General features: G+C 29.5%; 5 protein-coding genes and 1 pseudogene. 1 reads left to right on the forward strand and 5 read right to left on the reverse strand.

The features are described from left to right. Positions 1 to 102 (forward strand): annotated as a pseudogene (locus ACVC5O_RS11015) (IS110 family transposase); the annotation flags it as partial. Between the two features lie 199 nt (positions 103 to 301). Here the strand turns inward: ACVC5O_RS11015 and ACVC5O_RS11020 are convergent. From ACVC5O_RS11020 to ACVC5O_RS11040, 5 genes are all read right to left on the reverse strand, one after another. Further along, positions 302 to 1,978: an AlwI family type II restriction endonuclease gene (locus ACVC5O_RS11020; protein WP_452221533.1), complete on the reverse strand. Its 1,677-nt coding sequence runs from the start codon at positions 1,976 to 1,978 to the stop codon at positions 302 to 304. Between the two features lie 3 nt (positions 1,979 to 1,981). Beyond that, positions 1,982 to 2,947 carry a DNA adenine methylase gene (locus ACVC5O_RS11025; protein ID WP_452221534.1) on the reverse strand — a complete coding sequence of 322 codons (966 nt, stop codon included), beginning with the start codon at positions 2,945 to 2,947 and terminating at the stop codon, positions 1,982 to 1,984. Continuing rightward, the gene (locus ACVC5O_RS11030; protein ID WP_452221535.1) at positions 2,937 to 4,277 is read right to left on the reverse strand and encodes a DNA adenine methylase; all 1,341 of its coding nucleotides are present in this window, start codon (positions 4,275 to 4,277) and stop codon (positions 2,937 to 2,939) included. Before ACVC5O_RS11030 ends, ACVC5O_RS11025 begins: the two co-directional genes overlap by 11 nt. Before the next feature lie 484 nt (positions 4,278 to 4,761). Further along, entirely contained in the window at positions 4,762 to 6,006 is a 1,245-nt protein-coding gene (locus ACVC5O_RS11035) for a hypothetical protein (protein ID WP_452221536.1), read from the reverse strand. A 165-nt stretch (positions 6,007 to 6,171) separates the two neighbouring features. Beyond that, positions 6,172 to 7,113, reverse strand: a complete 942-nt coding sequence (locus tag ACVC5O_RS11040; RefSeq protein ID WP_452221537.1) for a PD-(D/E)XK nuclease family protein — start codon at positions 7,111 to 7,113, stop codon at positions 6,172 to 6,174. Positions 7,114 to 7,383 lie beyond the last annotated feature (270 nt).

Here is a 7,383-nt window from a genome sequence, read left to right on the forward strand (position 1 = left end):
TTAATAGCAGTATGTAATAAGCTTTTAAAACAGGCTTTTGCAATTGCAAAATCGGGATTAATATATGATGATTCTTATAGAAGTACTTTAGTGAAAAATTAATGAGTTTTTACTTGTTTTTTACCACAGTACTTTGTTGTACACTGGCTTTTTTTTCGTTCAGATTGTTATTCAGTGTTGGTGAAAGACATACTCTTTTGCAATTTTGGGGTTGAGCTTTGGATGGTGCGAATTGCAAATGTGTATGGCTTTAAGCTAAAGTTTAATTGAATGATGGCTTATATTTCAAAACATTTAGAGATCAATTCTTCCACCATTCTTCCTCAGTGTATTCAAAAATAGAAGAACTTGAAATGTTATTTAAAAAGTCATTAAAATTCATTGGTCGTATATATAGTAAATTTCCTTCCTCAACTCTTTGAATTTCAAATTTGTTTGTACCTTCGATTAATTCTATTGTTGAAAAATCTAGAGCAGAAAGAATACTTTCTACTCTGAAATACCTATATGTGTCATCATGAATATTCGGAGCAACCATATTCAAGTATTTATTATTGTACCCAATCCATCTCTCATCGTCTTTAATGTGTCTTACAGTAGTAGTTGTTTCATTATGTAATTGTTGACTTCTATCAGTTATTTTTGTTACTTCTACTAGCCAGACAGTTTCGTAGGAGTGTTTGGAGAAAATATAGATATCACCTACTTTGGATTTATAACCCGTTGGAACTCCTTGAGAATCTGTTTTATAACTTGGCCTTATGTAATAATTGTCACCATATTTTTTATAAATTAGAAGAGCGACTAAAAACTCTAACATTAATGGAGGCTTGTTTACAAGTAGTGTATAGCTTAGAAAGTCAGGTATGGTAACTTCTGTTGGTCCACAAACAAAATATCCTCTTTTATCTGATATTGATTGAATACTATAAAGTAAATCTTGTTCGTTTAAATTATAAAGTTCATCTATTCTCCTTAAATAGTCAGTTTCTTGGTTATCATCAATTACTTCAGCATCTCTTTTAGTAGCTATTATGTTTCTAAATTGAATAGAATGACTACCTAATTTTTTAAAATACAAATAAGCTCCATCTGGAACTTTTTCTGAATCTAAAATTTCAAAATCTACTGCTAATAAGTCTTCAATAAAATCTAATTCTCTTACATTTAATTCATATAACCCTTGTCTTTCTGAAATCAATCCACTGAGAATCAATAATCGCCTAATTTGATCAGGATAGCCAGAGCTTCCATAGGCTGTTCCTTCTGCATTACATTTGATTTCAATACCTTTTAAATTTCCATATTCTTCTAATCTTTCTGAAAACTCTTCATAATTACTAATAGGTCTTTCAATTAAATTTAAAAAATCGTCAACATTACCATCAATTGAAAATGTTGATAGTGCTATTTGAGTGTATGATAATCTATTTGTTTCTTTCTGCAAAATCGAATTTAAAAGGAAAGGGAAATAGCGATAGTCGTTTTGAAGGCTCTGCGTTTTAAAAGGGTTTTTTACATTAAATTTTATCAACTGCATAGCAAATACTTCTTGTTCTGTTAGTTCGTCTGATATGTACAAATTCCCAATCTCTGAAAATTCTAATATTTCTTCCCAACGTACATATACTAATCCAAGCATATTTGGAGTTTGCATATACCCAGCAAAACGACTACAATATCCTTGACCAGTTCTATTTCCAGGAAAACCGTAAATTGGTTTACGTCCTTCATGAACTTCTATTACATTTTCACGAATTGTTTCAATAGTGTCATCCTCAGCAACTTCAAATAATCCAGATGTAGGTAAATCAGAATATTCATCATAACGAGAACGTAAATGCATTTCACACATTATTCTCAAAACGGTTTGATCATCTAATCTTTCTCCCTCATAGAGTTTTGCAACTTTTAACATTGATTTAAGTCTAGCTGGATTTCTAACTGATGTTTCAAATGATAATTGTTTATAAGCCATATTTTAAGAGTGGATTTCTGTTTCTCTCATCCTTTTTTGAGAAACAGATTTTTTTGGTTGGTAATTTGTTATTAAAACTTCCTTAAACTCTTTGTTAGAGTTGTCGTGATAGCTGATGTAATTACTTTTTATATCAAAAGAGTAATGTCTCTCACACCAATTCAAAAACTGCGTGTTAATTTTTCCTTTATAGTGCGTTACATTTGAAATAGCAAAATTTATATTTTGTTCATCCAAGTTTACAAGAAGTTTAAGTAACCTTTCTTCAGTTTCTTGGTTCCATAATTTATTGTATTCACTGAATGTAATTAAATATGGTGGATCAAGATATATGAAATCATTTTCTTGAAAGTTGATCTTTTCAAAAAATTCATTAAAATCTAAATTATAAAACGTGGTATTTTTCTTTTCAATTAAATCAAAATAATTGTTTAACGCAGTTAAAGTGTTTTTGTTGAAATCAACATTTCCAACAGGTAGATTATAATCTCCTTTTGAGTTAAATCTTAACATACGATTAAAGCCGAAAATTAAAAGAATATATAAATGAAGGGTTGTATTTGCTTTACCAGAGTTATAATCTTTTTTTAATTTATTAAATCCTTCTTTGTTGAATTTAGCATAGTACGTTTTTTTCCATTTATCTCTCAATTCTTGAGGAACAATATCCTTTATGTATGAATGTGATAATTCATATTCTTCAATTATTTCAAATACATTTTTGAAAAACAAATTAGGATTTTTAGCCTGTTTTTCTAAAAAGGTGTGAATTTCAATAACATTTGAATCAATATCGTTCAATAAATATTCGTTTGCACTAACATTAAGAAAGACTGAACCACCACCAGTAAATGGCTCAATAAAACGATTTATTGTTTTAGGAAAATATTTACTAATTTTTGGATATAGTTTGTACTTATCTCCAACATAAAATAATGGTGAGCGAATTGCTTTGTTTTTATTTGTCATATTTTTTTGTTAGAAATAAAAATTCTTTGTGGTCATTAAATTCTGTTTTACCTGTATTGAAAAATGTATGAGATTGTTCAAATATTTTTGTTTCTCCAATATTTTCTAAAATTTCAACAATTTCCTCATATTTAATTTTATTGGCAGACGATTTACTCTTTGATTTATATGTGTTATTATAAGAAACTGCTAAATACTTTACATCTAAATTTTCAACTAAATCTTTAAAAGTTTCTTTCGCTTGAACAGTGCAATATTTACTCATATTTTCTGGTTCAGGTTTTAGAGCAACTCCATATAATTTTGGCTTTTTCCATTGAACAAGATTCTCATAAATATGGTAAAATCTGCTATACTGTCTTGAATTGTATGGTGGGTCAATATATGCAATATCTCCTTTGATATTTCTTGCTAATTCATTAGCATCTTCTTGATATATTTTTGTCCCCTTAAAATTTGCTGTCTCAATTAATCTAAAATTCAAAGGTTTTTTTGCAATTGGTTTTTTGATGTAAGCATCAAAATGGCCAACAGTATTCGCAAGCCTGTCAATAGTATAAATTAGAGAAGTAAGCAAAATTGCATATTCTCTTGAGTTAAGTTCACTATTCTTTTTTTTCTTTTCAATATCCTGTCTTATAAAGCCAATTTGTTTTGAAATTTCTTTTTCATAAAATTTTCCTCCAAAGTTTTTTGAGAAGTAATTTTCTCTAATTGATTTTGGATTTAATGTATTGTATTCGTTCGCTAATTCAACAAGTTTACTTGAATTCCATTTTAAGGTTCCATAAAATGCTTGGTAGGTAATGTTGTTAGAGTAGAGTATATCGTTTAAAATTACGGTCTTATATTTTTTCATTGCAGATTTAGCGACAATTGAAGTACCTGAAAAAATATCTATAAAAGTTCCATTTCCTTCGGTTTCAGACTCTATAATTTGCATTATCCAATCTGTCAATTTTGCTTTATTTCCAATATATCTTCTACTTTGTAGTTGAAACTTTTCTTGATTTTTATAGTCATTGAAAAGATTTAAGCCATATTTTAATTTTTGTTCCGCAAGATGAAACCCTTCAAGTCCTAAATCCTCATTTTGAACTTCATAGATTATTTTATCGCTAATTAGTTGTCTAATTAAGTCGTTTTCATTGTAACTGTAAAATTCAGCTAAACTCTGTACTTGTGGTTTTGTTGGAAGTCTTTTGCCAGTTTCTATTCTGCTTAATGAAGTATAATTAATAGAAGTTTTGTCTGCAACTTCTTGAAGATGAAATCCTTTAGTTTCTCTTATTTCTTTGAGAGTATCTCCAATTGAAATTATCGTATCCAACATGATTTGACTTTTTTTGTCAAATATAAAAATATTGTTTGGTTATTCAATTCGAGCGTTGGAAAATTTTAGCTCTTTTGGTTTTTATGCTTTGGTTTTGGTCGTTGGCAAAACCAAATGTGCTAAAATATGCGGCTGGATTTAGCTTGTGTACAACGTTGTTGTATATGAAAAGTAGCAGGCTTGTGTGTGCCATTTTTCAGTTTAGAAACAAAGATAGCAGAAAAGAACCAAACCTATGATTTGACACTTAACTGCTATTTTTTATATACCGTGTTGTGGTTAGTATTTTTTATAGATAAAAAAAATAAAACCCGAATAAATTAAAACTAAAGCAAGAAAAATTTTAGTGTTGATTTTAAAAGATTTCCATTCCATATTTTCAGAAATTGTCTTAGTAATTCCAAAAAAATAAATTAGAATCAATAATATTACTGTCGCTATTATATATACATATACTTTTTTCATCATAATTTGTTTTAAATTAATCACAATTACCATATCCAACCCAAGTTATTGAATAAGGGGTTATAGTGCCACTAAACCCGTTTGGCGGAGTTAGTGTAACATTACCTCCGTGTTCTTCAAACTCGTCCTTAATGTAATCTAACAGTTGTTGTTCTAAGGCTTCGCCTCCAGAATTACAGGCGTTTTGTTGGTACCAATTTTGGAATTCTAAAAAAGCAGAATGTAAATAAGCAGCCGATTCAATTTGTGTTGTACCACTACCCAGTGGATGAGCTGCATTTATAGGTAGTTGGAAATATAAAGGTTGTGTAAAAATTCCCCAATCATATCCTACACAATCCCAGTTTAAAACTATAAATAGTTCATGGATACCAGAGACGGCTGCTGTTTGCCAATTAGTTGTTCCAACCCTTGAATAATTAAAACTTTCACAATTAGGAGGAACATCATCAATACTTTCTGCAATATCTTCATCGACATGATTATCAGTGTTTCCGCCACCATGAGGATAATCATAGTGGTTATGATATGCACCATCTTCTGGGTCATAAGGCATTCCATTATAGTCACCATTTCCGGGAATATATACCCATTCCGTTGTTGCACCATTGTAAGTAGAGTGAGAATAATATAATGTAGAACCACCACCAGAGTTGGTATACCAATCTGTATAATGTTCTGTTCTTACTAAAGACCAACATCCCAAACAATGTGTTCCGCCAACAGCAGGAGCTTTAGCTAGAGTGTTAACATTATCGAAGTCTTTAACCGTAATTTTTTCTATAATTTTTCCATTTTCGAAAACTTTTATTAAAGTGTTATCTCCCTTCAAGTTATAATGATAAATACTTCCTGTAAAATGATTAAGCATGAAATAACTTAAATCATTACTTATGTTTTCTTTATTTGTTGAAAATTTGATAATCTCAAAACTCCATGCATTGACTACGTTTTTAGAGGCTAAGAGTTTATATTTAGCATAATTTTCAATAGAGCTTTTTACCTCAAAACTTGTATTAAATTCATAAGCGATTACTTCATTTTGAGAATTTACATTGGATTTAAAATCATCCCAATCAATTTTAAGATTATTTTTAATGAAAACATCATCAAAGTTGTCTAAAGTATATTTGCTTTGTAATTTTTGTGTTTCGGTCTGTTTAATTTCAGCAATATTTTCTTTAGAGCAACTAATAGTGAATAAAGAAAATCCTAAAATTAGAATTCCGGTTTTGAGTAATTGATTCATTTTTTGTTTCATACCGTTTGTTTTAAATGTTAATAATTCAGTTTAATGTTTGGTCAATATTAACCACAACGGTCTTGTGTATGATTTCGTTGCGTGTTTAAGCACTAAAGTTAGCAAATAAATCACAGATAGAAAGTCCGCGAGGACTTTCGTAGATAGGCTTTAACTAGCAATGAATTATACACATTGTTGTAACCAGTTATTTATTCCGATTTCTTTTATCCAATCTCTTATTTTTTCTAGATTTTTCATTCCGATTTCTACTTGTTTAATTTGTTCATTAAAATCTTTTGTTCGGTCAATTTTTTCTGATGATATTCGAATTGAAAAACTTTTACTGTGTTTTATAAACTTAAGACCTTCTGATAAATTTTCTTTAATTTTTAACTCAATATTTTCTGTCGGATTTTGAAATGTTGCATCTGAATTTCCTTGAGCTAATTTGTGATAAAAAATAATCCCTTTTAAATCGTTGTCGTAAAGCATTGGCCAATCACTATTATGAGGAACAATACTCGGTTTTTTCATCGTCAAACTCGGGATTTTGTCATTTTTAAAATTCCAATAGTTATGCCAAAACTTTTGAACAGGTTCAGAATTCACAGGTTGATATCCTCTGCGTAATTTTTCAACTGCAATTTGCATTAACTGACTTTTAAAAAGTCCTCTTTTCGTGTTTTGTTTCTCAAATAATTTTGAAATAGTTTCGTATGAAATGTAATTCTCAAAGTCATTTTGATTTTCACAATATAGATTTGGTGCGACTAAAATGCAATAAGCGTTATCACATTTTTTTTTTCTAACATATTCTTTTGCTCTTTTTTCGTAACGAATAAATTGCTCATCTTGAAAAGTAGCGTCAAGTTTATTCTCAATCAGCACGAATACTTTTTCGTTATTTGAATTATAAGAAAATAGCAAATCGGTTTCTCCCAATCCAAAATCTGTTATACTTCTCCAAGTTCCATTTGAGGAAGAAAATTCAGGTAAATTCATTTCCGAAATAAACCAATTACAAAAAGAATTTTCAGTCGATAATTCCTCTAATAAAATTAAATCAACATCTCTTTCCTGGACTGATTCGATAGGTAAAATGGTATGTTCTGAAGTTTCTTGCATAATTGGTTACAACGTGTTTGTGTATGAAAAGTTGCGTATTTGTATGCGAGGATTTTCCGCAGGAAAATCAGAAGTAACAAAAGAGCAACGATCATAATTTAAGCACAATATAGCGATTTTTTATACACGACTTAAGTTTACAATTCATTAAATTAGATAAATAAACAGAAAAGACAAAAGAGAGGAGTAAGGTTATTATATACGCAGAAGCCTAGACTTCGTCAACATTGAAAATCCCCTCTCTTTTCTACACAGATTTCGTACAGTTCT

Source organism: Lacinutrix salivirga (assembly GCF_053604675.1).

Coding starts and splice junctions, on each gene's coding strand:
- ACVC5O_RS11020 (WP_452221533.1), bottom strand. CDS start 1,978: ATGGCTTATAAACAATTATCATTTGAAACATCAGTTAGAAATCCAGCT.
- ACVC5O_RS11025 (WP_452221534.1), bottom strand. CDS start 2,947: ATGACAAATAAAAACAAAGCAATTCGCTCACCATTATTTTATGTTGGA.
- ACVC5O_RS11035 (WP_452221536.1), bottom strand. CDS start 6,006: ATGAAACAAAAAATGAATCAATTACTCAAAACCGGAATTCTAATTTTA.
- ACVC5O_RS11040 (WP_452221537.1), bottom strand. CDS start 7,113: ATGCAAGAAACTTCAGAACATACCATTTTACCTATCGAATCAGTCCAG.